Source organism: Rhizobium sp. AG207R (genome assembly GCF_027109195.1).
GTDB lineage: Bacteria > Pseudomonadota > Alphaproteobacteria > Rhizobiales > Rhizobiaceae > Rhizobium > Rhizobium dioscoreae.
On record NZ_JAEPVT010000004.1, the window covers coordinates 267,761 to 292,326 of the forward strand.

General features: G+C 60.1%; 22 protein-coding genes. 15 read left to right on the forward strand and 7 right to left on the reverse strand.

Translation table 11 applies throughout. The features are described from left to right. Positions 1-376 precede the first annotated feature (376 nt). The gene (locus tag JJQ51_RS11285; protein ID WP_113329751.1) at positions 377-1,483 is read left to right on the forward strand and encodes a branched-chain amino acid ABC transporter substrate-binding protein; all 1,107 of its coding nucleotides are present in this window, start codon (positions 377-379) and stop codon (positions 1,481-1,483) included. Between the two features lie 79 nt (positions 1,484-1,562). Here JJQ51_RS11285 and JJQ51_RS11290 read toward each other — a convergent pair whose 3' ends face one another. The 4 genes from JJQ51_RS11290 to JJQ51_RS11305 form a co-directional block, all read right to left on the reverse strand. Further along, positions 1,563-2,387 carry a sugar phosphate isomerase/epimerase family protein gene (locus JJQ51_RS11290; protein ID WP_113350508.1) on the reverse strand — a complete coding sequence of 275 codons (825 nt, stop codon included), beginning with the start codon at positions 2,385-2,387 and terminating at the stop codon, positions 1,563-1,565. Between the two features lie 25 nt (positions 2,388-2,412). Continuing rightward, positions 2,413-3,588 carry a dihydrodipicolinate synthase family protein gene (locus JJQ51_RS11295; protein WP_113350509.1) on the reverse strand — a complete coding sequence of 392 codons (1,176 nt, stop codon included), beginning with the start codon at positions 3,586-3,588 and terminating at the stop codon, positions 2,413-2,415. Between the two features lie 12 nt (positions 3,589-3,600). Continuing rightward, entirely contained in the window at positions 3,601-4,758 is a 1,158-nt protein-coding gene (locus JJQ51_RS11300; RefSeq protein WP_113350510.1) for a Gfo/Idh/MocA family protein, read from the reverse strand. Between the two features lie 129 nt (positions 4,759-4,887). After that, complete coding sequence (locus JJQ51_RS11305) at positions 4,888-5,595, reverse strand: TetR/AcrR family transcriptional regulator (protein WP_113351026.1); 708 nt, start codon at positions 5,593-5,595, stop codon at positions 4,888-4,890. Positions 5,596-5,882: 287 nt separating this feature from the next. Between JJQ51_RS11305 and JJQ51_RS11310 the strand changes: the two genes are divergently transcribed. Beyond that, positions 5,883-7,103: a TIGR03862 family flavoprotein gene (locus JJQ51_RS11310; protein WP_145634007.1), complete on the forward strand. Its 1,221-nt coding sequence runs from the start codon at positions 5,883-5,885 to the stop codon at positions 7,101-7,103. An 11-nt stretch (positions 7,104-7,114) separates the two neighbouring features. Here the strand turns inward: JJQ51_RS11310 and JJQ51_RS11315 are convergent, their stop codons facing one another. Then, complete coding sequence (locus JJQ51_RS11315) at positions 7,115-8,068, reverse strand: NAD-dependent epimerase/dehydratase family protein (RefSeq protein WP_269244724.1); 954 nt, start codon at positions 8,066-8,068, stop codon at positions 7,115-7,117. 605 nt (positions 8,069-8,673) lie between these two features. Between JJQ51_RS11315 and JJQ51_RS11320 the strand changes: the two genes are divergently transcribed. Further along, positions 8,674-10,194, forward strand: coding sequence for a gamma-glutamyltransferase family protein (locus JJQ51_RS11320; protein WP_442966487.1), 1,521 nt, complete (start codon positions 8,674-8,676; stop codon positions 10,192-10,194). Further along, positions 10,191-11,435, forward strand: coding sequence for an amidohydrolase family protein (locus tag JJQ51_RS11325; protein ID WP_113389391.1), 1,245 nt, complete (start codon positions 10,191-10,193; stop codon positions 11,433-11,435). Before JJQ51_RS11320 ends, JJQ51_RS11325 begins: the two co-directional genes overlap by 4 nt. A 92-nt stretch (positions 11,436-11,527) precedes the next feature. On the opposite strand, the gene JJQ51_RS11330 is transcribed toward JJQ51_RS11325, so the two are convergent. Together JJQ51_RS11330 and JJQ51_RS11335 are read right to left on the reverse strand one after the other, a co-directional pair. Beyond that, entirely contained in the window at positions 11,528-12,442 is a 915-nt protein-coding gene (locus JJQ51_RS11330) for a proline iminopeptidase-family hydrolase (protein WP_162748752.1), read from the reverse strand. 54 nt (positions 12,443-12,496) lie between these two features. Beyond that, positions 12,497-13,279, reverse strand: coding sequence for a LuxR family transcriptional regulator (locus tag JJQ51_RS11335; RefSeq protein ID WP_113350515.1), 783 nt, complete (start codon positions 13,277-13,279; stop codon positions 12,497-12,499). Between the two features lie 131 nt (positions 13,280-13,410). Here JJQ51_RS11335 and JJQ51_RS11340 point away from each other — a divergent pair, with 131 nt between their 5' ends. The 11 genes from JJQ51_RS11340 to JJQ51_RS11390 all read left to right on the forward strand — a co-directional run bounded on the left by JJQ51_RS11340 (position 13,411) and on the right by JJQ51_RS11390 (position 24,559). Continuing rightward, positions 13,411-14,301: a proline iminopeptidase-family hydrolase gene (locus tag JJQ51_RS11340; protein WP_113350516.1), complete on the forward strand. Its 891-nt coding sequence runs from the start codon at positions 13,411-13,413 to the stop codon at positions 14,299-14,301. A 51-nt stretch (positions 14,302-14,352) separates the two neighbouring features. Further along, positions 14,353-15,291 (forward strand): ABC transporter permease, encoded by a 939-nt coding sequence (locus JJQ51_RS11345; protein WP_113350517.1) that lies wholly within the window; start codon positions 14,353-14,355, stop codon positions 15,289-15,291. Next, positions 15,288-16,139, forward strand: coding sequence for an ABC transporter permease (locus JJQ51_RS11350; RefSeq protein WP_113350518.1), 852 nt, complete (start codon positions 15,288-15,290; stop codon positions 16,137-16,139). The genes JJQ51_RS11345 and JJQ51_RS11350 overlap by 4 nt, the downstream gene beginning before the upstream one ends. Beyond that, entirely contained in the window at positions 16,136-17,836 is a 1,701-nt protein-coding gene (locus tag JJQ51_RS11355) for a dipeptide ABC transporter ATP-binding protein (protein WP_113350519.1), read from the forward strand. The genes JJQ51_RS11350 and JJQ51_RS11355 overlap by 4 nt, the downstream gene beginning before the upstream one ends. A gap of 19 nt (positions 17,837-17,855) precedes the next feature. After that, positions 17,856-19,370, forward strand: coding sequence for an ABC transporter substrate-binding protein (locus JJQ51_RS11360; protein WP_113350520.1), 1,515 nt, complete (start codon positions 17,856-17,858; stop codon positions 19,368-19,370). Between the two features lie 120 nt (positions 19,371-19,490). Beyond that, the gene (locus JJQ51_RS11365) at positions 19,491-19,775 is read left to right on the forward strand and encodes an acylphosphatase (protein ID WP_113329737.1); all 285 of its coding nucleotides are present in this window, start codon (positions 19,491-19,493) and stop codon (positions 19,773-19,775) included. Positions 19,776-19,913: 138 nt separating this feature from the next. Then, positions 19,914-20,558: a Rieske 2Fe-2S domain-containing protein gene (locus JJQ51_RS11370; protein WP_113329736.1), complete on the forward strand. Its 645-nt coding sequence runs from the start codon at positions 19,914-19,916 to the stop codon at positions 20,556-20,558. Further along, positions 20,555-21,400 (forward strand): aromatic ring-hydroxylating oxygenase subunit alpha, encoded by an 846-nt coding sequence (locus JJQ51_RS11375; protein ID WP_269244725.1) that lies wholly within the window; start codon positions 20,555-20,557, stop codon positions 21,398-21,400. The genes JJQ51_RS11370 and JJQ51_RS11375 overlap by 4 nt, the downstream gene beginning before the upstream one ends. Continuing rightward, entirely contained in the window at positions 21,397-22,053 is a 657-nt protein-coding gene (locus JJQ51_RS11380; protein WP_269244726.1) for a glutathione S-transferase family protein, read from the forward strand. Before JJQ51_RS11375 ends, JJQ51_RS11380 begins: the two co-directional genes overlap by 4 nt. Before the next feature lie 4 nt (positions 22,054-22,057). Beyond that, positions 22,058-23,437, forward strand: coding sequence for an amidohydrolase (locus tag JJQ51_RS11385; RefSeq protein WP_269244727.1), 1,380 nt, complete (start codon positions 22,058-22,060; stop codon positions 23,435-23,437). A gap of 21 nt (positions 23,438-23,458) precedes the next feature. After that, positions 23,459-24,559, forward strand: a complete 1,101-nt coding sequence (locus JJQ51_RS11390) for a BMP family ABC transporter substrate-binding protein (protein WP_269244728.1) — start codon at positions 23,459-23,461, stop codon at positions 24,557-24,559. Positions 24,560-24,566: the final 7 nt, after the last annotated feature.

Here is a 24,566-nt window from a genome sequence, read left to right on the forward strand (position 1 = left end):
GCCGCACCATGACAGACGCCGCGGCTTATGTGGATCCGCCGCATGCAGATTTCCACTTTCAGATCCACCTCGCTTTGCCGCCCTATTACCTAGGCCCTTGCGGCAAGCAGGCAACAACCATCCCTCGTCAAAATTTTTCGAAAAAACGCTAAAATTGTCTTCGCGACGGTTATTTTCTTGCGGAATCGTCGCAATATTCCTACACAAAATACCCTCATGAGCGCTTTCGAGATCAAAAAATGTCCGAAGGCGATCATCGGCTTCGATATCAGCTTTGTCTCTTTAAAAAGAACGCCTCACGGCAGTTTGCGCGTCGAGACAGGCGATTGCGAGCGGGTTCAAAGGGCGCTGCCGCGCCCATCCAAGGAGAGCTAACATGAGTCTGAAGACATTGACGGCCGCGACCTTCGTCGCTTCGCTGGCCTTCGCACCTCTCGCACATGCGGACATCACCATCGGCCTCATCGCGCCGCTGACCGGCCCCGTCGCTGCCTATGGCGAGCAGGTCAAGAATGGCGCACAGACCGCCATCGACGAAATCAACAAGAGCGGCGGCGTTCTCGGCCAGAAGCTCATCCTGAAGCTCGGCGACGATGCCGGCGATCCGAAGCAGGGCGTATCCGTCGCCAACGGCTTTGTCGGCGATAGCATCCGCTTCGTCGTCGGCCCGGTCACTTCGGGTGTTGCCATTCCGGTTTCGGACGCGCTGGCCGAAAACGGCATCCTGATGGTCACGCCGACCGCAACCGCTCCGGACCTGACCAATCGTGGTCTCACGAACATCTTCCGCACCTGCGGCCGAGATGACCAGCAGGCCGTCGTCGCCGGCGAATATGTCGTGAAGAACTTCAAGGACAAGAAGATCGCCATCCTCAACGATAAGGGCGCTTACGGCAAGGGCCTGGCAGACGCCTTCAAGGCTGCGATCAACAAAGGTGGCATCACTGAGGTCGTCAATGACTCGCTGACCCCCGGCGAGAAAGACTACAGCGCTCTGACGACAAAGCTGAAGCAGGCCGGCGTCGACGTGATCTACTTCGGCGGCTATCATCCGGAAGCAGGTCTGCTGGCCCGCCAGCTGCACGACATCTCCGTCAAGGCGCAGATCATCGGCGGCGACGGCCTTTCCAATACCGAATATTGGGCGATCGCCAACGATTCGGCTGCCGGCACGCTCTTCACCAACGCGTCTGACGCGTTGAAGAACCCGGATTCGCAGAGCGCCGTTGCCGCCCTCAAGGCGCGCAACATCCCGGCCGAAGCCTTCACGCTGAACGCCTATGCTGCCGTGCAGGTGTTGAAGGCCGGCATCGAGAAGGCCGGCAAGGCAGACGATGCCGAAGCAGTCGGTACCGCTCTGAAGAAAGGCGAACCGATCGACACCGCCATCGGCAAGGTCACCTACGGCGAAACCGGCGACCTGACCTCGCAGAGCTTCTCGCTCTACAAATGGGAAGGCGGCAAGATCGTTTCGGCCGAGTAAGCCGTCACCTCATCGCTTCGAAAAAGAGCCGGGCCACTTGCTGGTCCGGTTTTTTGTTATCGATCCTGGGTACTGCCACTCAGCAAACACTGCGGAAACGCTCGATGCAGGTGGAGAGGACCTCCTCACCCGGGCGCTTCCACCAATTATTCTGAGAGAAGATCTCGACCTCCTGCAGGCCGAAGAAGCCGGCCTTTTCGATCTCGGCGCGGATGCCTTTCAAGTCGATGACACCGTCGCCCATCATGCCGCGATCGAGCAGCAGGTCCGTGGTCGGCACGAGCCAGTCGCAGATGTGATGCGCCAGGATGCGGCCACCGGCGCCAGCGCGCGCGATCTGCTGATAAAGCTTCGGGTCCCACCAGACATGGTAGACATCGATCGCGACGCCAATGCCTTCGCCGAGGAGATCGCAGATGTCGAGCGCCTGCTCCAGCGTGTTCACGCAGGCGCGGTCGGCCGCATACATAGGATGCAACGGCTCAATCGCGATCGGAATACCGGCGCTGCGCGCATGTGGCAGGATCGCCGCGATACCGTCCGCTACCATCTCGCGGGCATGCGTGATATCCCTCGATCCTTCCGGCAGGCCACCGACAACAAGGACGAGACAATCGGCATTCAGCGCCGCCGCTTCGTCGATCGCCCGCTTGTTGTCGTCGATTGCAGCCGCCCTACCCTCGGCGCTTGCCGCGGGAAACATGCCGCCGCGGCAAAGGCCAGTCACTTTGAGCTTGTTGTCGGCGACGATGCGAGCAGCCTCCGAAAGCCCGATCTTATGCACCTGATCGCGCCAGGGCGCGATAGCGACGATATCCTGCTTCAGGCAGGCTTCGACCGCCTGGCGCATGTCATATTGCTGGCGCACCGTCGCCAGATTGATGGACAGACCCTCTACGGCCATCGTGATCCTCCCCCATTCTTATCCGCTAGTCGATGCCGATGGTGGCAAGGATTGCCTTCATGCGATAGACTGCGAGATCCGGATCACGCAGTACGCGCGCCGTGTCCGCCAGACGGAACAGCTCCGAAAGATGCTGGATCGAGCGGGCGCTCTGCTGGCCGCCGAGCATCTGGAAATGGTCCTGGAAGCCGTTAAGATAGGCGAGGAAGACGACACCTGTCTTATAGAAGCGCGTCGGTGCCTTGAAGATATGGCGCGATAGCGGGACGGTCGGCGCCAGGATCGCGTGGAAGGCGTCGAGGTCGTTCTGAGCGAGCTTTGCGAGAGCTGCGCTCGCTGCCGGCGCGATGGCATCGAAGATGCCGAGCAGGGCATGCGAATAGCCCTGCTCGTCACCGGCGATCAGTTCTGCGTAGTTGAAATCGTCGCCGGTATACATCTTGACCGACGGATCGAGCCGGCGGCGCATGATGATTTCCTTCTCTGCCGAAAGCAGCGAAATCTTCACGCCATCGACCTTGGCTGCGTTCTGATTGATGATCGCTGTTGCCGTCTTCATGGCCAGCATGTCGTCGGCCGAGCCCCAATAGCCCGCCAGGGCCGGATCGAACATCGAGCCGAGCCAATGAATGATGACGGGCTCTTTGACCTGACCGAGGATGCGGTCGTAGACCCTGACATAGTCGTCCGGGCTCTTGGCGACTGCCGCCAGAGCCCGGCTCGCCATGAGAATGACGCGGCCGCCCTGTCCTTCGACATAAGCGACCTGTTCCTCATAGGCGCGGATGACATCATCGATCGTGACATCGGGACCGGGCTGCAGATGATCAGTCCCGGCGCCATAGGCGATCACGGCATCCGGCCGGCCGCGGGCGGCCGACTGCGCATGCGCGATCAGCTCCTTTGCGCCGGTCCAGTCGAGTCCCATGCCGCGCTGTGCGGTATCCATCGCTTCCGCGACGCCGAGGCCGAGACCCCAGAGATATTCGCGGAAGGCGATCGTGCGCTCCCAGTCGATGTTGCGGTCAAGCCAGGGATCGTTGTCCGCAAGCGCATCGACCACGACATGCGCCGCCGCATAGGCCACGCGATTGAAGTGATGGCCGCCCGTCGGTTTTACAGGCGCGATCAACGGCTCATTGACGGGCGAGAAGGCAGTGATCGTGCCGTCCGCCCTTGGCAAGTGAAGGCTTCTCTCCATGAGATCAGCCTCCTAGCAGGCCGAAAGGGAAGGCACGTCGACCCAGCGACGTTCCGCCCAGCTCTTCTGTGCCAGCTCTGCCAGCTGCACGCCCTTGGCGCCCTCGCGCAGCGTGAACTTCCAGGGCGCGTCCTCGGCCACATGGCACAGGAACTGCTCCCATTGCGCCTTGAAACCATTGTCGAAGGCTTGCGTGTCAGGCACCTCTTCCCAGGTATCGAAGAAATTGATTGGCTGCGGCTGATCGGGGTTCCAGACCGGTTTCGGCGTGTTGACGCGATGCTGTGTCCAGCAGCGCATCAGGCCGCAGACGGCGGATCCATGGGTGCCGTCGACCTGGAAGGTGACGAGATCGTCGCGGCGTACACGCACCGCCCAGGAGGAGTTGATATGGGCGATAACGCCGCCCTCGAGTTCGAAGGTAGCATAGGCGGCATCGTCAGCATCGGCGACATAGGTGTTACCGTTCTCGTCGACGCGGCTTGGAATATGTGTGGCGCCGAGGCAGCTGACCGACTTGACTTCACCAAAGAGATTGTCGAGCACATAACGCCAATGCGGCAACATATCGAGGATCATGCCGCCGCCATCTTTTTTGCGATAGTTCCAGGATGGGCGCTGTGCCTTGACGCCCCAATCGCCTTCGAAAACCCAATAGCCGAATTCGCCGCGCACGGAGAGAATCTTGCCGAAGAAGCCGCTATCGCGCAGCATGGCGATCTTGCGCAAGCCAGGCAGGAAGAGCTTGTCCTGGACGACACCGTTCTTGACGCCGCGACGCTCTGCCGAAGCCGCAACCGAGAGCGCCTCCTCCAGCGTCTCCGAGATCGGCTTCTCGCAATAGACATGCTTGCCGGCCGCAATCGCCTTCTCGAGAAGCTCGACGCGCATCTGCGTCGAACCGGCATCGAAGAAGATCGTATTGCTGGGATCGGCAAGAGCGGCATCGAGATCGGTCGTCGTCTTGGACAGACCGTGCTTGCGGGCAATCGCCTCGATCTTCTCAGCATTGCGGCCGACAAGCACCGGCTCCGGCATCAGCCTGTCGCCGTTCGATAAAAGAACGCCGCCCTGTTCGCGGATCGCCAGGATGGAACGCACGAGATGCTGGTTATAGCCCATGCGGCCGGTAATGCCGTGCATGATGATGCCGATCGGCTTCGTTGCCATGAGTTTCTTCCTCCCGTAAATAACTATATAGTTACATAACTGACATGGCAAAGCCATGCTGTCAACGGCCATCGTCAATGGTCACAGCGGCAATCGTCTATCGTTGCTGAGTCTGTTGCGCGGGAGATTTCAGGGACGCAGATAGGCGAAAATCACGTCGACGATATGCTCCCCCCAGGCGTCGATTTCGCTCTTGTCCGAGAGATTGCGACGGAAGATCGTCGAGAGCGTCCAACGGTTCGTCAGGAAGAACGAGCCGAGGGCCGCGATGCTCATATAGATCTTCACCGGATCGCAGCCGCTGCGGAATACGCCCGCGGCCGCGCCGCGGTCCAGCAAGCCGGAGATCTCCGACACCAGCGGCGAGTGCAGCTCGAAAATGCGCGCCGAACGCTTCAGGAAGCGGGCCTTATGCATGTTTTCCGTGCTGAGGATTCCTAGGAATTCCGGGTGATCCAGAAAATATTGCCAGGTGAAGACGACGAGCTCCCGCAAGCCGTCTGCAGGGGAGCGATGCGAGAGATCGAGCCGTGCTTCCGCCGAACGGATGGCGATATAGCTGCCTTCCAGAACGGCGACGTAGAGCGCATCCTTACCGCCGAAATAGTGATAGAGCATCCGCTTATTGATTTTCGCCCGTTCGGCGATGGCATCGACGCGAGCACCGCCATAGCCGCGCTCGGCAAATTCCTTGGTCGCGGCCGCCAAAATCGCCTTGCTGGTGCGTTCCGCATCCCTGAGACGGGGCCGTTCCGAAGCTGCGCGCGAGGGAGCTTTCTCTGCATTCGCAAGGCCTGCATTCCTTGCGCTGCGCTTCACGGTCTTGGCTTCTGACATCATGGCTCCCGGCGGCATTTCGTAAGGCTTATGCGGCCCACCCTCACGCCGATAAGTAACCGATCATCGCATAAGTTGACAGCCCCCGGTGAATCAGAAGCAATAGTAACCATATGGTTATATCGATTTAAACGTGGATATGGCACGGGATACGAGAGGAAACGTGGGATTTCCGGCGCTGCCGTAACCCGGCTCAACGACAGTGAGATTGGACCGGGACGGCGGCGATCTTGCGTTCGGCCCCCATCCGGCCCTAGAGAACAGTAGGCAAGCGGCACCGGGTGAGTATGACAAAAAAGCAAATTGCAATCATTGGCGGCGGCCCTGCCGGGTTGATGGCGGCAGAGACCTTATCGCGGCTTGGCCATCGCGTCGTGATCTACGACACCATGCCGACGGTTGCGCGCAAGTTTCTGCTGGCCGGAAAATCCGGTCTCAACATCACGCATTCGGAAGATTACGATGTCTTTGCCAACCGCTTCGGCGCCGCCTCGTCCCGATTGCGCGCAGCGCTTGACGATTTCCAACCGGATGACATCAGAGCCTGGGCGAAAGGCCTGGGAACGGAAACCTTCATCGGCTCGTCCGGCCGCGTCTTCCCAAAAGTCATGAAGGCCTCGCCGCTGCTGCGTGCCTGGCTGGCAGGGCTGGAGGCGCGTAATGTCAGCATCATGACGCGGCATCGCTGGTGCGGCTTCGAAGATGGCGGCCTGGTCTTCGAAACACCGAACGGGCGCGAGCTCGTGCATCATGACGCCGTTCTGCTGGCACTCGGCGGGGCAAGCTATGCCCGGCTCGGATCGGATGCGGCATGGGTCAGCTGGCTTCGCGACAAAGGCATCGATATCGCCGCCTTCCAGCCGGCCAATTGCGGTTTCGACGTCACCTGGAATGCGACCTTCAGCGAGCGCTTTGCCGGCGAACCCCTCAAATCCGTGACGGCAACATCGGAAGAAGGGACTTTTCCCGGCGAATTCGTCATCTCGAAAACGGGAATCGAGGGCAGTCTGGTTTATGCGCATGCCGCCTCGTTGCGCGACCGGTTGGCAAAAATGGGCGAGGCTTCGCTCATTGTCGATCTGGCGCCCGGACGCAATGAGGTGCGCTTGGCGCGCGATCTGGCGCGGCAGGACCCAAAGGCCAGCTTCTCCAATCGCCTGCGCAAGGGCGCCGGCATCGAGGGCGTCAAGGCGGGCCTTTTGCGCGAGCTTGCCGAGCCCGCCGTTCTCTCGCATCCGGAAACGCTTGCCCGCCTGATCAAAGCCCTGCCGATTCCGTTGCTGAGGCCAAGGCCCATTGCCGAAGCCATCTCGTCTGCCGGCGGCATTCGCTGGGATGAGCTCGACGAGAGATACATGCTGAAGAAACTTCCCGGCCTGTTCGCGGCCGGAGAAATGATCGATTGGGAAGCGCCGACCGGCGGCTATCTTCTGACGGCCTGCTTTGCGACTGGTCATGCTGCAGCAAAAGGCATGGATGCCTGGCTCAAAACCACTGACCAGGCTTAAAGACTGGCCTTTCAACCGATCCGACCATTCTCCATCAGCCAGGTAACCGCCTCCTGAACGGCCTGCAGCGACGTATAGCGCGGCCGGTATCCAAGCAGCCTCTCGGCCTTCGCAATCGAGCAATTCGGGCTTCTGGCAATGTGCTCCCAGGTCGCCTGCGCATCTTCCGCCGACTGGCCTTCGGCCCATGCTTCATAGGGCAGGAATTCCAGCTTCGGCTCATGTCCGAACCAGCGCGACATCGCTTCGGCATAGCCTCTAAGCGTCAGCGCACCGCTTGAAACCGCATGGAAAGCCTCTCCTGTCGAGGCCCGCCAATTGGCGATAGCGCCCATGAACATTTGCGCGACATCGTCGGCATGAACGTGGTGGACTGTCTCCAGGCCGAAATTCGGCAGGACGAGGGTTTCACCGCGCGCCAATGTCGAAAACGCCGACAGATTGAAATGCCCGGCGGGATTAAGAGGCTCCCAGCCTGGACCGACAATATGGCCGGGATGGATCAGGGTTGCGGGAAATCCCCTGCGGCGCGCCTCCTCGAGCAGATGCGCTTCGATCGCCGCCTTCTGGATGCCATAGTCGCCGAAGGGCCGCTTCGGCGCCTCTTCCGGCGTCGGAACCACGGTCGAAAATCCATGTGTCCAGATCGTACCCGTATGCAGGAAATGGCCGACATGATCGGTGAGCGCCTCAGTCAGATGCCTTGCGCTATCGAGCGTGAAGCAGATCATGTCGATGACGATATCCGGTTTCAAGGCGCGAATGGCTCGACCGAAGCTGCCCTCCTTCTCCATGGCGGAGCGATCCATCGCCTGCATCTCCACATCATTCCACGCTTTGTTCGGCGAATAGGGTTTGGCGTGGCCGCGGCTGATCGCCACGACCTCATGCCCTGCTTCCACGAGCCGCGGCACGAGATAGGTGCCGATATGGCCCGTTGCACCGATAATCACCGTGCGCGTCATGATGTCCTCCCAAGGTCAAGATCGAAATCGGCGGCTGCCGATATCAAAGAAATGATCTGCTCCGTGAGAATAGGAGAGCGAACGGCTTTGTCATCCCCTCTCATGGCTGAAAAAGTCATTCATCACCGTCTTCATTGCTGGAGGCGGTGACGGAGGCATCCGAGCATCACTTTGGCGCAGGCAGCGGTGTAGTGCGCTGCGATCGAGATTGCGGGTGGCACTCGCAGACAGTCCAGCGCGTCATCCAATGGCAGCGGCGTCTTCCGGACTGCATCGGGGGCTGAACCGCCACTTTTTCCATCACCAATACACGAGCATGCGAATTCCTGGGCACTCGCTGAGGCATGAACGCAAGATCGGCCCTTGGCATCTTTGCCGCCTTGGCGACAAGGAACTGATTTATTCTGAATAGATACAATGGCTTGAATCATGATCGTCCGGCTGCGTCGCCTTATGGCATCGGTATTGCATGTCCGGTTTTCCAGACCATGCCGCCAGGATTTACCAATGCCGAACAAGACATCATCGCCATCAGTGCGACCGCTGATTTCATGATTCCCTCCACCAGACAGATCGCTCAAACCAATTCGCCATCGTCCCGCGCCATGATTGCGACACCGCATTGGCAGGCCAGCGAAGCAGGCGCGAAAGTGCTCAGACGCGGCGGCAATGCGATTGAGGCACTGGTCGCGGCCGGAGCTGCTCTATCGGTAACCTACCCCCATTTCTGCGGGCTCGGCGGTGACGCTGTCTGGCTGGTGGCGGACGAAATAGGCAATGCACAGACTTTCCTCGGCATCGGGCAGGCGGCTGCGGCCATTCCGCGTGGAGACATACTTTTGCGGGGCGCAGCCTCTACCCTGACGACGGCCTGCCTCGTGGATAGTTGGGAGAAAGTGCTTGCCTATTCCGCCGACGAATGGGGCGGCACGGAGCGATTGCCGGCCCTTCTCGATGACGCCATCGCACTGGCGGACGCCGGCTTCGAAGTCAGCAGGTCGCAAGCCTTCTGGTACGAATTCCGGCGCGATGAACTGGAGGGCTGGCCGGGCTTTACCGGGCTCTTCCAGTCCGGCGGCATCCAGCACCAGCCTGCCTTGGCGCAGACGCTCAAAGCCATAGCGCGTCACGGCACCCGCGAATTCTATGAGGGGGCTCTCGCCCGTCGAATTGTAAACGGGCTTGCCGAGGCCGGCTCTCCTCTTTCGGCCGCAGATCTTGCTGCCACGCGGACTGATGTCGCGGCTCCTCTCCAGAAGGCGTATCGCGACACGATACTTCTTGCTCCACCCCCTCCGACGCAAGGAATAACCACCCTCGCCATCATGGGTGTGCTCGACCATCTGCCGATGGCGAATTTCCGACCTGACGGTCCAGCCTATTATCATGCGCTGGTCGAAGCCGTGAAACAGGCGTTCCTCGATCGGCATGCGATCGCCGATCCTCGTTTCGCCGAGGACGCCTCGAAATACCTCCTCGATCCAATGCGCCTTGCCGCCAAGGCTGCGGCGATCGATCCGGCACGAGCCCTGCCTTGGCCACAAGATTATCGACACGGCGATACAGCGCTGCTTGCCGCCGTGGATGCCAATGGAAGATGCGCCTCTCTGCTGCAAAGCCTCTATTTCGACTGGGGCAGCGGCGTAGTGGTCGGCGACACTGGCCTCCTCTGGCAAAACAGAGGGGCGGCCTTCAGCACCGATCCGGTAAATCCCAATTGCATCCAACCGGGAAAGCGTCCTTTCTATACGCTCAACCCGGGCCTTGCGCTGAAGGACGGGCGTCCGCATCTGGTCTACGGCACACAGGGCGCGGACGGTCAACCCCAGACCCTGTCGCTGCTGCTCAGCCTGCTGATCGACCACGGCCTTGATCCCGCTGCAGCACTCGCACGCCCGCGCTTCTTGCTCGGCCGCACATTTTCCGACAGTCGGGATAGCTTAAAGATCGAGGAAAATATTGGCGCCGAAACGGTTTCTGCCCTCGCAGCCATGGGGCATGAGATCTCCACCATCGACGCCTTCAGTCCACTTGGGGGCCAAGCCGGTATCATCCGCATCGGCGAAGACGGGGCGATTGACGGCGCGCATGATCCGCGGAGCGACGGAGGCGCGATCCTGCTGTGAGCGCCAACGGCCAACCGTTCGATCTCATCATTCGAAATGTCCGTGTTGTAGAAGATGGCGATTTCGTCGACATCGGCGTGCGGGATGACCGGATTGCAGCCATCGAACCCCGCATTCGATGTGACGCAGTATCGAACGTAGACGGCGGGGGAAGCTTCGCCTTTGGCGGATTTGTCGATACCCACATTCATCTCGACAAGGCCTGCATTCTCGATCGTTGCGCAATGTGCGAGGGGACACTGACTGAGGCCGTGCGGGAAGTCGCCAAAGCGAAGGCAGGCTTCGAAGAAGCCGATGTTTATTCGCGCGCTGCGCGCGTCGTGGAGAAAGCGATATCCCATGGCACGACGCGGATGCGCACCTTCGTCGAAATCGATCCGCGCGCGGGCTTCCGCTCCTTTGAAGCGATCAAGCGTCTCCGTCGGGATTATGCCTTCGCGATCGACATCGAAATCTGTGCCTTTGCCCAGGACGGGCTTACGAACGAACCCCAAACATACGATATGCTCGACGCAGCACTTGCCGATGGTGCGGATCTGGTCGGCGGCTGCCCCTATACAGATCCCTCCCCCGGCCGGCACGTGGACATGATTTTTGCCCTTGCCGTAAAGCACAATGTCGCGGTCGACTTTCATCTCGATTTCAGTCTCGATCCGGATCGAACCGATCTGCCTGACGTGATTGACGCGACGCTCCGTCATGGCTGGCAGGGCCGCGTATCGATCGGCCACGTCACCAATCTGTCGGCCATGCCACAGGCGCAGATTCTTGCCATTGCCAACGACCTGGTAAAAGCAGGGATCGCTTTATCGGTGCTTCCGGCGACCGATTTGTTCCTCATGGGCCGAGGTCAAGACCGGCTGATTCCACGTGGCGTAGCGCCGGCCCATCTGCTCGCAAAAAGAGGGGTCGTCACCTCCATCGCGACCAACAATATTCTCAATCCCTTCACGCCCTATGGCGACGCTTCGCTCATTCGCATGGCCAATCTTTACGCCAATGTCGCCCAGCTTTCGCGTGACGAAGATATGAGCCTGGCTTTCGACATGGTGAGCGGAATGGCAGCGGGCCAACGCGACGGCAGCACGCGTCTGCAGGCCGGCGACGAAGCGACGATCGTGCTCCTCGACAGTGCCGGCCCCGGTGCGGCCGTGCGCGAGATTGCCCGAGTGATTGCCGGCTGGAAAAAGGGGCGCAAGAGCTTCGACAACGGCCGCCCTATGCTCCACAAACCGATCTAGGACAGCGCGCTATTCCGCTATGGAATCCGATTGGTCCACGCGGAAGAAGCGAGCCTGGCATCGGGATTAGCTACACTGTTAAGGCCCAACGATCAGTCATGCCGCTCCAGGAAACTTGAAACCGTCTTCAGGCAAAGATCCTTCTCTTCGACATGCGGCATATGGCTCGAATTTTCAAAGAGCACCCACTCGCAACCCCTCACGCCATCGACATAGGGCTTGACCACCAGCGGCGTCGCCTCGTCATACTTGCCCGAAATCAGCAAGGTCGGTGCTTCGATAAGGGCAAGCCTGTCTTCGATCGTCCAATCCTTCATGGTGCCGATGACGTGAAACTCGGTCGGGCCGTTCATATTGCGGTAGACGGTATTGTCCTCGTCCATGGTGGCGAAGGTGCGAGCAACCTCCTCCGGCCAAGGCACGACACGGCAGACATGGCGATCGTAAAAGACGCGGGAAGCGGCGATATATTCCGGATCGGTGATCGTGCCAGCCCGTTCGTGCTTCAGCAGCGTGTCCTGCACCTCCTGCGGCAGCTCCTCGCGAAGGCGGTTCGCTTCCGCCACCCAGGTATGCATGTTGGCCGGCGAATTGGCGATCACGAGCGCCTTGAGACCCTTTGGTCGACGCACCGCATGTTCGGCACCCAGCATGCCGCCCCAGGATTGCCCGAGAAAGGCGTAGCGCTCCTGAATGCCGAGATGCCTTAATAACGCATCCAGCTCATCGAGGAAAAGCGCCGGCGTCCAGAAGTCGGGGCCTTTCTCCGGCAGGCGCGTGGACTTGCCATTGCCGAGTTGATCATAGTGGATGACGGCGCGGCCATCGATTTCGGCAATGCCCTTGAAGCTGTCGACGTAGTCATGAGTGCAGCCCGGCCCGCCATGGGCGACGACGAGCGGCAGCCTGCCGGAATCGAGCGAGCCGGTGATGCGGTACCATGTCCGGTATTCACGGAAGGGCAGAAAGGCTTCCTGCGTCGGGATTGCGGCCACGTATCTCTCCATCTCCAGGCTTCGATGGACCAGACCATAACGCGGCCGAAACGGGTACGGCAGCTATCACAAGTTATAGGATGGCTGTGCGTCCAGCAGGCGATAATGCGTGGCCCGGACGACTGCCTGCGTGCGGTTCTTGGCGCCGAGCTTCTTTGCCGCGGCATTCAAGTGCATGACGACGGTCGGCACCGAGCGATCGATGATGCGCGAGATCTCCTTGGCGGAATAGCCCTCGGCGGAATAGCGCAGGCATTCCCTCTCGCGCTCCGTCAGCCGGATTTTGCCGACACTCAGCGCTGCGGTATCAAAGAGCGAATAGGCCGTCTCATGAAAGACATGCGCAAGCAGGTTGAAATCAGCGATATAGCGCAGGGCGTCGCGCTCGAACTCCTTGTTGGTACCAAAACGAACTCCGGTGACCGTCGCATAATCGCCGCGCGGCATGTGCACAGGCACTGTGACACCCGTCGACATGTCGCGCTCACTCAGGTAGCGCGCGACGGGAACCGTGTCCTCGCTCATGAAGCGCTTGATCAGCGTATCGGCATCGGGATCGTAATTCCAGAAGAACGGCGCCGAAGTCCGTAGCGCCACTTGCTGTACGGGATCGATGCGGAAATAGCCGCGATCGAACCAATATTCATACATGTCGTCGGAGATGTTCCTGAGCTTCAGAAGCGAAGGGATCATGATCTTGCCGTCTAGGTCGTAGGGCACCGGCGAATAATCGTAGATCAAAGCCTCGAAACCGATCGCCTTCATGCTCTCGAAGATATGATCGATACGGCCGTCCAGCGTCTGATGCGCCGTGAACTGGCGCCTGATGGTTCCGATTTGATCGAACATGCAGCGGTTCCCGTCTGTGCCTGCGACCTCCCAACCTATCACTTCTTATAGCTGGTGCCGAGCACGGTTTAAGGTAAAAATTTAGCCATGCTCAAATATTGAGCAAGCAGAATCTTTCGCCGGAGTTATCAATGTGGCGTGAAATTGAGCCGGAGGCGCGGTATGTCGTCGAGGTCGATGGCTACAAGGTGGTTGCCTACAGCTTCGGCAGCGGGCCGGAGACGGTCTACTGCCTGAATGGCGGCCCAGGCTTGCCCTGCGACTATCTGCGCGAGGCGCATTCCTGCCTGATCGACAAGGGGTACAGGGTCGTCGCCTTCGACCAGCTCGGCACCGGCGCCTCAGACCGCCCAACAGACAAGGGTTTGTGGACCATCGGCCGCTATGTCGAGGAGACCGAGACTGTCCGCAAGGCGCTCGGCCTCGGCAAGGTCCATCTGCTCGGTCACTCCTGGGGCGGCTGGCTGGCAATCGATTATGCTTTGACCTATCCCGAGAACCTCAAGACGCTGATCCTCGAAGATACCGTCGCCGATATGCCGCACCTGATTTCCGAGCTGGAGCGGCTGCGCGCGGCACTCGGTCCGGAAACGGTCGCCATGATGCAGAAGCACGAGGCGCAGGGCACCTATAATCACCCCGAATATCTCGCCGCCGTCACCATCCTCAATTATCGCCATGTCTGCCGTCTGCCGGAATGGCCGGCACCCGTCCGCCGCTCGCTCGACGATTGGAACATGGGTCCCTACGAGACGATGCAGGGGCCGAATGAATTTCTCTATATCGGCAATCTCAAGGACTGGAACCGCATTCCGGACCTTCCGCAGCTTGCCATGCCGGTGCTGATCACGGCGGGCGAACATGACGAATTGACGCCGGCCTGTGCGCTCAGGATGAAGCGTGCCTTGAAGGATGCCGAACTCAAGGTCTTCGCCAATGCCAGCCACATGCCTTTCTATGAGAACCCGTGGGATTACTATCCGGCGCTCCTCGACTTCCTGTCGCGGCATAGGGCAAGCTGATGCAAGCTAAGGTGATCCAATCCCACCGACGACAAGGGGGCGATCGCCGCCATGCATCGCTATAGATTCGTACTGACGCGACCGCTGCAGTTCCTGCCTGTCCTCTTCGGCATCAGCGTCATCACATTCGTTCTGGTCCGCCTCATTCCCGGCGATCCCGCGCGCAATATCCTCGGCACACGCGCCACCCCGACAGCGCTTGCCAGCATTCGCGCGCAATACGGCCTCGATCAGCCGATGTGGCTGCAATATTTCTATTTCATCAGAAATCTCGGCAATGGCGAGATGGGCAAATCGATCCTCTACAAGATCGACGTGCTGCCGCTGATTTCGACGCGGATCGAACCGACCGTCTCGCTGGTCGTCTCGAGCGTCATCCTGTCGATCCTGATTGCCGTGCCGATGTCGGCGATTGCCGCACGCAATGTCGGGCGCGCACCGGATCACATCGTGCGCGTGGTCTCGACCTTCGGCATCGGCTTCCCGCCCTTCTGGCTGGGGCTGATGCTGATCATCCTGTTCAGCGTTCAACTCGGGATGCTGCCGGTCTCGGGATATGGCTCGACGATCGGCGAGAAGATCGCCCATCTCATCCTGCCGGCCCTGACGGTTGCGCTATCGCTTTCAACCGTGCTCACCCGCAGCCTGCGGGCGGCGATGATCGAATCCTTGAAATCGGATGTGGCGACTGCGGCCCGCGCCCGGGGTATGCCTGAGGGCATCGTCTTCTGGCGGCATGTCGTGCCGAACTCGCTGGTGCCATCAATCAACCTGCTTGCGGTCAACATCGGCTGGCTGATCGGCGGCACGGTCGTCGTCGAAAGCGTCTTTGCCCTGCCCGGCATGGGTCAACTGCTGGTGCGCGCCATCTTCTCGCGCGACTACATGGTCGTCCAGGGCGTGGCGATGGTGTTTGCCTGCGCCACGGTGCTGGTCAATTTCCTCGCCGATATCGTCACGGTCGCCGTCGATCCGCGGGTGAAGCTATGAGCATCGGCACGACAGCGACAACCTCCCTCGGCTTGAACAGGCTCTTCGGAAAACACCTGACGCTGACGCTTGGCGGAGGCATCCTTCTGTTCTTCCTTCTTCTGGCGATTTCAGCACCGATCGTCGCTCCCTATGACCCGATATTCCAGAATGCCGACATGCGTCTGCAGGCACCGTCGTTCCTGCATCCGTTCGGCACGGACAATTTCGGGCGCGATATTCTTTCGCGCGTCATCTGGGGAGTGCGCATCGATCTGCAGATCGCCGTGATCGGCGTGCTTTTCCCCTTTCTGATCGGCACCACGGTCGGCACCATCGGCGGCTTCTTCGGCGGCATTGTCGATGCGCTCTTCATGCGCATCGTCGATATCATCCTCGCCTTCCCTTTCCTGGTGCTGATGCTGTCGATCATCGCCATTCTGGGACCGGGGCTCAGCAGCTTCTATATCGCCATGGCTCTCGTCGGCTGGGTTTCCTATGCGCGCCTGATCCGCGCACAAATGCTGGTGCTGAAGGGCAGCGATTATGCCATTGCCGCCGTCAGTCTCGGCTTCAGCCGGCCCAGGATCATGTTCCGTCACCTGCTGCCGAATGCCATTGCCGGCTCGATCGTCTTTTCCATGTCGGACGCCGTTCTGGTGCTCCTAAGCGGTGCGGCCGTCAGCTATCTCGGCCTCGGCGTTCAGCCGCCACTTGCCGAATGGGGCGTCATGGTCGCGGAAGGCCAGAGCTTCATCACCACGGCCTGGTGGATCACGCTGTTTCCCGGCCTGTCCATCGTCTGCCTCGCCTTTGGCTTCAGCATGCTGGGCGATGCGCTCGGCGAACTGCTCGGGGTGCATGAATGAGCGAGCCCATCCTCTCCGTCCGCGACCTCGTGGTTAAGGCCCGCCTAGACGATGGTGCCCGCACGCTGATCGACGGCGTTTCGCTCGATCTTTGCAAGGGCGAGATACTTGGCCTTGTTGGCGAGAGCGGCTCGGGCAAGAGCCTCCTGTGCCGTTCGCTGCTGCGACTGCTGCCATCGTCGCTTCTGAAGATCGACAGTGGCTCCATCCGCCTCGAAGGGCGGGAACTGACGGAAATCAGCGATGCCGAGATGCTCGAGGTGCGTGGCGGCGAGATCGGCATGATCTTCCAGAATCCGACAAGCCATCTCGATCCCGTCATGCGCATCGGCGACCAGATCGCCGAAGGCATCCGCTATCATCAAGGTCTCAAGGCACGCGAGGCGCGCGCAGCCGCGACCGAGATCCTTGAGCAGGTCGGCTTTCCCGATCCCAAAAGACAGTATGACAGCTATCCGCACGAGTTTTCCGGCGGAATGCGGCAGCGCGCCATGATCGGTGTCGCACTCTCCTGCAACCCTAAGATCCTGATCGCCGATGAGCCGACGACAGCGCTCGACGTCACCATCCAAGCGCAGATCCTGCGACTGTTGATCGACATTCGCGACAAGCGCGGGCTTTCGATCATCCTCATCACCCACGATCTCGGCATCGTCGCCCAGACCTGCGACAGGATCGCCGTCATGCGCAACGGCCGGCTGCTCGAACAGGGTCCCAAAAGGACGATCCTCAGCCGGCCTGAAAATCCCTATACGATCGACCTGATCAACAGCCACCCTTCCCTGCCCGACGAAGCTGCAACGCAATCGGAGCCAACCAGGCCGAAAACGTCAACCAAGCCGCTGCTCGAAATCGATGACCTGCGTGTCGACTTCAGGGTCGGCGGCGGTCTCTATAGGGGCAGCGGCGCAAAGACGGTCAGCGCCGTTTCCGGCGTCAGCCTGCAGGTCATGCCGGGCGAAACCATCGGCATCGTCGGAGAATCCGGCAGCGGCAAGAGCACGCTTGCGCGTGCCGTTCTCGGCCTTACCCCGATTTCCTCCGGTCACGTCACGTTCGATGGTGTCGATCTGACCCAGCAGAAGAGCGCTGGCCTCGCAAGGCTCCGGCGCGAAACCGCCATGGTCTTCCAGGACCCCTTCAATGCGCTTAACCCGCGGCTGACGATCGGCCAGACGCTTGCCGAGGTGCTGAAAGTCCAGGGCAAGATCGCAAAGTCCGACATCCCCGCGCGCATCGGCGAGTTGCTGGATCTCGTGGGGCTGGAGCGCGAATTCGCCGATCGCAAGCCGCGCAGCATGAGCGGTGGCCAATGCCAACGTGCCGGCATTGCAAGGGCGCTTGCGGTCGATCCGAAGCTCATCATCGCCGACGAATGCGTGGCTGCCCTCGATGTCACCATCCAAGCGCAGATCATCGATCTCTTCCGCGAACTGACGCGCCGGATAAACCTGACCTTGATCTTCATCGCTCACGACCTCGCCATCGTGCGCGACCTCTGTGAGCGAACCGTTGTGATGTATCGCGGCGAGATCGTCGAAGAAGGCCGCTCGCAGGAGATCTTCTCCCGCCCGAAGCATGCCTATACCGCAGCGCTCATTGCAGCCATTCCCGATATCGATCCGGACAAGCCCTTGCATGGCGAACGCGATGCGGCACCCGCAGGGCAGACACAATCAGCCAAACGCATGCGATAACAACGAAGGGAACGAATTCATGATCAACAAATGGAAGACAATCGGGCTTGCCGCCGTCCTCGCCGGCCTGACGCTGAGCGCGAGCTATGCGGAAGCCGCCGGCGTGCTGACCATCGGCCGCCGTGAGGACTCGACGACGTTCGATCCGATCAAAACAGCGCAGAATATCGACAACTGGGTGTTCTCCAACGTTTACGACGTGCTGGTGCGCGTCGACAAGACGGGCACGAAGCTGGAGCCGGGTCTCGCAGAAAGCTGGACGACCTCGGATGACGGCTTGACCTATGTCTTCAAGATTCGCGATGCGAAGTTTTCCGATGGCTCGCCGCTGACGGCTGACGATGCAGCCTTCAGCCTGCTGCGCATCCGCGACGACAAGGCATCGCTCTGGAGCGACTCATACAAGGTGATCGATACCGCCGTCGCGACTGATCCGCACACGCTGACGATCAAGCTCAAACATGCATCGGCGCCCTTCCTTTCAACGCTGGCATTGCCGAACGCATCGGTCATCTCGAAGGCCGGGATGGAATCGATGGGGCCGGATGCCTATGCGGAAAAGCCGATCGCCTCCGGCGCCTTCTCCGTCGAGGAATGGCGCCGCGGCGATCGCATCATCCTGAAGAAGAACCCGAATTTCTGGCAGGCCGACCGCGTGAAACTCGACGGCGTCGAATGGATCTCGGTACCGGACGACAACACCCGGATGCTGAACGTGCAGGCCGGCCAGCTCGATACCGCCATTTTCGTTCCGTTCTCGCGTGTCGAAGAGCTGAAAAAGGACCCAAACCTCAACGTGCTGATCGATCCTTCCACGCGTGAGGATCACCTGCTGATCAACCACGCCCATGGCGACCTCGGCAAGAAGGAGGTCCGCCAGGCTCTGGATATGGCGATCGACAAGAAGGCGATCGTCGACGCCGTTACCTTCCATCAGGGCACCGTTGCCAATTCCTACATTCCCAAGGGCGCCTTGTATTACTATGCGGATAATCCGCAACGCCCCTACGATCCGGAAAAGGCCAAGCAGATGCTTTCAGCGGCCGGCGTCTCCAATCTCACGTTAAAATACCTCATTCGCGCCGGCGATGAAGTGGATGAACAGACGGCCGTGCTGGTCCAGCAGCAACTCGCCAAGGCCGGCATTACCGCCGACCTGCAAAAGGTGGACCCCAGCCAGGAATGGGACATGACCATCGCTGGCGACTACGACATTTCCGTCAATTACTGGACCAACGATATTCTCGATCCGGACCAGAAGACGACCTTCGTTCTCGGCCACGATTCCAACAACAACTACATGACCAACTACAAGAATGATGCGGTAAAGGATCTCGTCGCCAAGGCGCGGCTGGAGCTGGATCCGAAGAAGCGCGAGCAGATGTATATCGATCTGCAGAAGATGGCGAAGGACGACGTCAACTGGATCGACCTATATTACAGCCCGTATATCAACGTCGCGCGCAAGAATATCGATAATTTCCATCAAAACCCGCTTGGCCGATTCTTCCTGGAAGACACCGTCAAGAATTGACACAGCCTCAAGCTCCGCTGCCCACAGGGACGGCGGAGCATTGTTTTGGGAGATGCCCCTTTCGCAAACCCATGAAGCGGTTATTCTGTAATCTTGATGCAAGGCAGGGATCATTGGCGAATGCACGTGCCGCAAGGTGAATTTCGGGAGCGCATGACGATACTGGGCGACCTTAACGCAGCCTCATTCGTCCCGTGGATCCGGCGTCACGCCAACAAGCTCGGACTTGCGCAGACATTCTTCCATTCCGATGCGGCCCGGATCGAACTTGAGGTCACCGGACCTGTGGAACTGATCGACATGCTGGAAATGGGCTGCTCACTCGGTCCGATCGACGTCTGGGTTGAGGAGATTCAACGCAGGGTCATGAATGGGCCGGAAACATCGCATCTTAGGAATTCCTGATCTATTGCCTTTTATTTAATCATTGTTGCCAATGCGAATTATTTATGCAAAATCTTTGAACGCTAAGGGGATGCAGGCATCAGTGCCTGCCTATGACCTGTGGCGCTAAGCCATTGGTGAAATTAGAGAGTTGAGACCATGCCATTTGATGGGGCCGGATCCTGGGCGCCAGTCGCCCTTTCCTCCGATCTGCCACCAGGAACCGTCATACCGGCCTGGACATCGGTTGGCCCGATTGCTCTATGGCGCAGTCAGTCGGGTCGCGCAACCGCATCATCCGATCGCTGTCCGCATCGCGGAATGAGCTTGTCACATGGCTTCGTCCGCGGCGAGGCACTCTCCTGCATCTACCACGGGTGGAGCTATTCGCCGTCAGGCGGATGTATTCGCATTCCGGCCCATCCCGATCTCGTTCCGCCGGAAACCATCCGCGTCGCCGTCCAGCAAGTGGAAGAAGCGGATGGTGTTCTATGGGTGGCAATCGGACAACCGGCAACACCGCCTCCTCAGCTCGAGGAATTCATCCCGCTGCGCTCCCTGATCGTTGAAACGGGCGTCGCGGAGATCGAAGCTGCGGCAGGGGCAAAGAATGATGCAAGGGGGCTGGTTCGCCTACCTCAATTTCCTTGGATCGGGCTGCTGCTGGCACCCCAGGGAAAACATACGCTCCTTCTTCTCTTGATCGATAGGGATCGGAGCCCGGCAGACCGCATTGCGGCGTCCAGGATTGTCGAGTCCCTCCGCCGCGCGGCGGAAGAGCGCCTGAAGGAGAGTGCGGAATGAAAGGCGGCGCTATGATCGACGAATGGTATCCGGTGGGCCTCTTCAGCCAGCTCAGCGAGAAGGGAAACAAGACCTGGCTGATGGGCGAGGCGATCGAGGTCGCGCGCGATCGGCATGGCAATGCGCAGGTGACGACCGCCGAGGGAAGAGCCCTCCCCATCCGTGTCCGGTATGGCCATGTCTGGTCCTCCCTCGGGAACCCGGAGAAGGAGCTTTTCGCCATTCCGGAGGCCGATCAGCCGGGCCGCCGCTTCGTCGATGTCGGCGTCGTTCGCGTGCGCTGCTCGCCGCTTCGCGCTGTCGAGAACTTTCTCGACATCGCGCATTTTCCCTTCGTTCACACCGACATCCTCGGCGCGGAACCGCATACAGAGGTCGAAAACTATAAGGTCGAGATCCGCGAGGGTGTCGATGAGGTCTGGGCTACGCAGGTAAAATTCTACCAGCCGCAGGCTGCAAAATCCGCAACCGGCGGCATTACGACCGAGTACATGTATCGCGTGCCGGCGCCGACCTGTTCCGTCCTCTACAAGACATGCCCTCCGCGCCCCAGCGAATGGGACGTCATCACCTTGTTCGTCCAGCCTCTTGCCGAAGACCTCTGCGATGTGTGGCCGTGGATGGCGCTCTTCGATGATGAAACGCCGATGACGGACCTCATCCACTTTCAACAGACGATCTTCCTGCAGGACCGCTCGATCCTCGAAAACCAGATACCCGCGCTTCTCCCGCTCGATCCCGGTATGGAAATTCCGACAAGGGCCGACCTCACCTCGGTCGCCTACCGGCGATGGCTGAAGCGCCACAACTATACCTACGGCGCACAGTTGGTCGCACAATGAAGCTCTACGATTATGTTCTATCGCCGAGTTGCTACAAGATCCGGCTGATGGCCGCGATCCTCGGCACCAAGCTCGAAATCCGGCCGGTCGACTTCCATCCCGGCGCGGAGCATCGCGGGCCGGAGCTTCTGGCGCTCAATCCGGCAGGCTCCATCCCGATCCTCGAAGATGGCGATCTCGTGCTCACGGAATCCTCGGCAATGCTTGCCTATCTCGCTGCCAATGCTGCGCCGGAATGGCTGGGGCAGGGTTCGCCGCAGGAAACGGCGCGCGTGCAGCAATGGCTCTCCTTCTCCCATCGCCTGACAGCCAATCTTGGTGGCGCGCGGCTCCACGAAATGCTCCTGCGACCGGGTGACATCAAGGTTCTACAGGCTCAGGGGATTGCGGCATTGCGCGAACTCGAAGCTGCCCTGTTCGAACAGGGCGAGCGCGGCATGCAATTCCTTGCAGCAAGCCGGGCGACCATCGCCGATATCGCCTGCTTTCCCTATGTCGCGCTTGCGCCTGACGGCGGCATCCCGCTTGATCCCTATCCCTTGATCCGCCTCTGGATGCGCGCCATCCGCAGCCTACCCGGTTTCATCGAAATGCCCGGCATTCATCGCCTGCATGAGTTGAAACCCGATCCGCATCCGGCAGCAGAGGCATGATGGAATGACCGGCTATCTCCTAAAGAATTGTGCGGCTGTTATCGTCGATGAGGGCAATGGGCCGAGCGTACGCCGGAACGTCGACCTGCTCACCAAGGGCTCAGCGATCCAGGCGATTAGCGAAAACCTGTCGTTGAACGGCCTACCCGAAGGAACGGCAGTCCAGGACGCATCCGGCTGGTTCGTCTATCCGGGGCTCGTCAACACCCATCACCACTTCTTTCAATGCTTCGCGCGCAACCGGGCCGACCTCGACTGGACGAAGCTTTCGGTCATCGAATGGCTCGATCGCATCTATCCGATCTTCTCGCGTCTGACGGAGGATTGCTTCTATCATTCCTCGGTCACCGCCATGGCCGAGATGATCAAGCACGGCTGCACCACAGCCTTCGACCATCAATATTGCTTCCCCCGCCATGCGGGCAAACGCCTGATCGATCGCCAGTTCGAGGCAGCCGACCTTCTCGGCATGCGCTTTCACGCAGGCCGCGGCGGCAACACCCTGCCGAAATCCGAGGGGTCGACGATCCCGGATGCCATGCTCGAAACCACCGACGAATTCATCACGGACTGTGCGCGGCTGATCGATAGCTATCACGATGCCGGCCCCTTCAGCATGCGCCAGGTGGTGGTCGCGCCTTGCCAGCCGGTCAATTGCTATCGCGAAACCTTCGTCGAGTCGGCCGCGCTGGCGCGGGATCGTGGCGTGCAGTTGCACACGCATGTCGGCGAAGGCGAAAGCCCTGTTATCGAGGCGCGGCATGGCATGCGCACGGTCGATTACTGCACCGAATTGGGCTTTGCCGGCCCTGATGCATTCTACGCCCATTGCTGGGAACTGACGCATGACGAGTTGCGCAAGATGGCGGCAAGCGGCACCGGCGTCTCCCATTGTCCGGAGCCGGTCTACCTCGTCGGCGCCGAAGTGACCGACATCCCGGCAATGCAGGCCTTCGGACTGCGTATCGGCCTCGGCTGCGATGGAGCGGCATCGAACGACAACTCGAACCTCATGCACTGCATCCATTCCGCCTACATGCTGCAGTGCCTGACCGCCTCGACGCGTCAGCACGCCGTCCCCGCCCCGCTCGACTTTCTCCAGTACGCGACAAGCGGAGGCGCAAGTCTGCTTGGGCGTACGGATATCGGGCGTCTCGCCCCGGGAATGGCCGCCGACCTCTTCGCGATCGATACGCGACGGATGGATTATGTCGGGACGCGGCATGACCCGCTGAGCCTGATTGCCAAGGTCGGGATCGGCATGCCCACCGATCTGACCATGATCAACGGACGCATCGTCTGGCAAAACGGTGAATTCACCGGACTGGACGAGGCCGCGCTGTTTGCGGCGGCCGAAGCGGCTCTTGCAACAGTAGAATTCTGAAAACCAAAAAGGGGAACTGGGATGCAGAAGAATCTGACCCGCAGAACATTGATGAAGAGCGCGGCCGTTGCAAGCCTCGCAACGGCCTTCACCGGTCGCTCCGCCTTTGCCGCTGCCGAACCGCTCGGCATCACGCTCGTCGTGCCCTCGCCGATCGGCGATGTCGGCTGGGGCCATGCGCTGGCCGCTGGCCTTGATCCGATCAAGGCCGCCTATGGCGACAAGGTCAAGGTAACGGTGATCGAGAACATCGCCGAAGGCCCGGATGCGGACCGCATCATGAACAAGACGGTCGCCGACGGAAACCACTTCCTGATCGCCGGCTCGTTCGGCTATCAAAACGGCGCGCTTCAGGTGGCCCGCCGCAATCCGAAGGTTAGCGTCCTGCACGCCTCCGGCTTCCAGGTCGCACCGAATTTCTCGCCGTTTGCAGCCAAATATTTTCAGGGAACCTATCTGCTCGGTATGGCGGCGGCCGCCGTCTCCAAGACGGGCAAGCTCGGTTCGGTTTCCGCCTTCGCGATTCCCGAACTGATCACATCGGTAAACGCCTTCACCCTCGGAGCGCAGGCCGTGAAGCCGGACATCGAAGTATCGGTCGTCTGGGTCAATTCCTGGTTCGATCCGGCCAAGGAACAGGAAGCGGCCAAGGCTTTGATCTCGCAGGGTTGCGACGTGATCTTCTCGAATGCGCAAGACACGCCCTCGGTCATATCGGCCTGCGAAGAAGCCGGTGTCTATGCCTTCAACCTGAATTCCTCGATGAAGAAATATGCGCCGAAAACCTATCTCGGCTGCGTGTCCACAGACTGGTCGCCCTTCTTCAAGACATCGGTCGACGCCCATCTCGCCGGCACCTTCAAGGGCGCCAATGCTTTCCTCGGCGTTGCTGACAAGGTCGTTGAAGTGGTCGACTGGAGCCCGGCGATCCCGGCCGACACCATGGCGAAGATCAAAGAGGTCGAAGCGAAGATCGCTAGCGGCAGCTTCTCGCCATTCACCGGCCCGATCACCAAGGCCGATGGAAGCGAAGGAGCGGCTTCGAGCGCAACACTCACGGATGCCCAAATCGTCGCGATGGACTGGCATGTCAAAGGTGTGAAGACGCCTTTGCCGAAGTAATCAAATC

Coding starts and splice junctions, on each gene's coding strand:
- JJQ51_RS11285 (WP_113329751.1), top strand. CDS start 377: ATGAGTCTGAAGACATTGACGGCCGCGACCTTCGTCGCTTCGCTGGCC.
- JJQ51_RS11290 (WP_113350508.1), bottom strand. CDS start 2,387: ATGGCCGTAGAGGGTCTGTCCATCAATCTGGCGACGGTGCGCCAGCAA.
- JJQ51_RS11295 (WP_113350509.1), bottom strand. CDS start 3,588: ATGGAGAGAAGCCTTCACTTGCCAAGGGCGGACGGCACGATCACTGCC.
- JJQ51_RS11300 (WP_113350510.1), bottom strand. CDS start 4,758: ATGGCAACGAAGCCGATCGGCATCATCATGCACGGCATTACCGGCCGC.
- JJQ51_RS11305 (WP_113351026.1), bottom strand. CDS start 5,595: ATGTCAGAAGCCAAGACCGTGAAGCGCAGCGCAAGGAATGCAGGCCTT.
- JJQ51_RS11310 (WP_145634007.1), top strand. CDS start 5,883: ATGACAAAAAAGCAAATTGCAATCATTGGCGGCGGCCCTGCCGGGTTG.
- JJQ51_RS11315 (WP_269244724.1), bottom strand. CDS start 8,068: ATGACGCGCACGGTGATTATCGGTGCAACGGGCCATATCGGCACCTAT.
- JJQ51_RS11320 (WP_442966487.1), top strand. CDS start 8,674: ATGATTGCGACACCGCATTGGCAGGCCAGCGAAGCAGGCGCGAAAGTG.
- JJQ51_RS11330 (WP_162748752.1), bottom strand. CDS start 12,442: ATGGAGAGATACGTGGCCGCAATCCCGACGCAGGAAGCCTTTCTGCCC.
- JJQ51_RS11335 (WP_113350515.1), bottom strand. CDS start 13,279: ATGTTCGATCAAATCGGAACCATCAGGCGCCAGTTCACGGCGCATCAG.
- JJQ51_RS11340 (WP_113350516.1), top strand. CDS start 13,411: ATGTGGCGTGAAATTGAGCCGGAGGCGCGGTATGTCGTCGAGGTCGAT.
- JJQ51_RS11345 (WP_113350517.1), top strand. CDS start 14,353: ATGCATCGCTATAGATTCGTACTGACGCGACCGCTGCAGTTCCTGCCT.
- JJQ51_RS11350 (WP_113350518.1), top strand. CDS start 15,288: ATGAGCATCGGCACGACAGCGACAACCTCCCTCGGCTTGAACAGGCTC.
- JJQ51_RS11355 (WP_113350519.1), top strand. CDS start 16,136: ATGAGCGAGCCCATCCTCTCCGTCCGCGACCTCGTGGTTAAGGCCCGC.
- JJQ51_RS11360 (WP_113350520.1), top strand. CDS start 17,856: ATGATCAACAAATGGAAGACAATCGGGCTTGCCGCCGTCCTCGCCGGC.
- JJQ51_RS11365 (WP_113329737.1), top strand. CDS start 19,491: ATGCACGTGCCGCAAGGTGAATTTCGGGAGCGCATGACGATACTGGGC.
- JJQ51_RS11370 (WP_113329736.1), top strand. CDS start 19,914: ATGCCATTTGATGGGGCCGGATCCTGGGCGCCAGTCGCCCTTTCCTCC.
- JJQ51_RS11375 (WP_269244725.1), top strand. CDS start 20,555: ATGAAAGGCGGCGCTATGATCGACGAATGGTATCCGGTGGGCCTCTTC.
- JJQ51_RS11380 (WP_269244726.1), top strand. CDS start 21,397: ATGAAGCTCTACGATTATGTTCTATCGCCGAGTTGCTACAAGATCCGG.
- JJQ51_RS11385 (WP_269244727.1), top strand. CDS start 22,058: ATGACCGGCTATCTCCTAAAGAATTGTGCGGCTGTTATCGTCGATGAG.
- JJQ51_RS11390 (WP_269244728.1), top strand. CDS start 23,459: ATGCAGAAGAATCTGACCCGCAGAACATTGATGAAGAGCGCGGCCGTT.